This window comes from Caenispirillum bisanense, from assembly GCF_039523075.1.
Lineage (GTDB): Bacteria > Pseudomonadota > Alphaproteobacteria > Rhodospirillales > Rhodospirillaceae > Caenispirillum > Caenispirillum bisanense.
Map to the genome: position 1 here is coordinate 1 of NZ_BAAAEP010000121.1, position 1221 is coordinate 1221.

Here is a 1221-nt window from a genome sequence, read left to right on the forward strand (position 1 = left end):
TGACCTCCTCCCGCTTTCCTGGACCACTTGAGGTGAGAAAATTCTCGGTTACCGTGGACGACGAGCAACCGGGAGACGACGATGAAGAGGTCGAACTTCAGCGAGGCGCAGATCGCGTTCATCCTGCGCCAGGCCGAGGAGGGCACGGCGGTCGAGGAGGTCTGCCGCAAGGCCGGGATCTCGGTGCAGACCTACTACCGCTGGCGCAAGAAGTACGGCGGCCTGATGCCGTCGGAGATGAAGCGGCTGCGCCAGCTTGAGGAGGAGAACGGCCGCCTCAAGCGCATCGTGGCCGACCTGGCGCTGGACAAGGAGATGCTCCAGGACGTCATCAAGCGAAAGCTCTAGGGCCTGCGCGCCGGCGGGAGCTGGTGGACCATGTGCGCCAGACCTGGCGGGTCAGCATCCGCCGGGCCTGCGCGGTCCTCAAGGCCGAGCGGTCGAGCTACCACTACCGCTCCATCCGCGGCGCGCAGGCCGACCTCCGCAAACGCATCCGTGAGATCGCGGAGACCCGGGTACGCTGGGGCTACCGGCGCATCCACATCCTGCTGCAACGGGAGGGCTGGGGCGTGAACCTCAAACGTGTCCATCGTCTGTACAGGCTGGAAGGGCTGCAACTGCGGGCCAAGGCGCCGAAGCGCAAGGTCGCCGCCAAGCAGCGTGAGACGCGCCCGGTGGCGACCGCGCCCAACCAGGTCTGGGCGATGGACTTCATGGCCGACCAGTTGTTCGACGGCCGCCGCATCCGGCTCCTGACGATCGTCGATGCCTACAGCCGGCTGTGCCCGGCGATCGACGTGCGCCACACCTACCGTGGCATCGACGTCGTCGAGACGCTGGAGCGCGTCACGGCGGTTCACGGGGTGCCCAAGGAGATACGGGTCGATAACGGCCCCGAGTTCGTGTCGAAGGACCTCGACCTGTGGGCCTGGAGCAACGGCGTCACGCTGGACTTCAGCAGGCCGGGCAAGCCGACGGACAACGCCTTCGTCGAAAGCTTCAACGGCTCGTTCCGGGCCGAAGGCCTGAATGCCTATTGGTTCCTGAGCCTGAAGGATGCACAGTCGAAGTGTGAGGCGTGGCGGCAGGACTACAACACCGTCCGGCCGCACAGCGCGATCGGCCACAGACCGCCCGAGCTGGCAAACGCCTCAGGGCAGGCGCGCCTGCCCTGAGGCGTTTCAACCCGAGATTTCTTGCCTCGGGTGGTCCAAGGTC

Annotated in this window: 1 protein-coding gene; it reads left to right on the top strand. The window is 66.3% G+C overall.

Annotated features, from left to right (window positions below):
• Positions 1-81: 81 nt before the first annotated feature.
• Positions 82-1178 (top strand): IS3 family transposase gene (locus tag ABD056_RS22705; RefSeq protein WP_343870570.1). Its coding sequence is split into 2 segments (ribosomal slippage): positions 82-343 and positions 343-1178, totalling 1098 coding nucleotides; the frame shifts between segments, so codons are not numbered across the junction.
• Positions 1179-1221 lie beyond the last annotated feature (43 nt).